Consider the following 238-nt stretch of genomic DNA (forward strand, 5'->3'; position numbering starts at 1 on the left):
CTTGTGGAAGGGGAAATACACCGCATCCACGCCTTTTCCTTCGAAGAAGTCGCTCGGATCGTCGAACGCCTGCCGTGGTGCATTCCAGGTCGCCGAGATCATGTAGCGCTTGCCCTGCACCAGACCGCCGCTGCCATATTTCTGCGTGCTGTCGGAGCGGGTACGACCGTCGTTGGCATAGAGGCTGCCGTGTCCGGCCGTGAAGACTTCGTCGATGTAGCGCTTCACTGTCCACGGG

General features: G+C 60.5%; 1 protein-coding gene. It reads right to left on the bottom strand.

Going from position 1 to position 238, the window contains the following annotated elements; all coding sequences use genetic code 11:
- Positions 1-238, bottom strand: a 238-nt coding sequence (locus tag ACLJNW_RS28270; protein ID WP_410961955.1) for an NAD(P)H-dependent oxidoreductase, incomplete at both ends; no start/stop codon positions are given.

The organism is Salmonella sp. SAL4457 (assembly GCF_046548235.1).
GTDB lineage: Bacteria > Pseudomonadota > Gammaproteobacteria > Enterobacterales > Enterobacteriaceae > Salmonella > Salmonella enterica.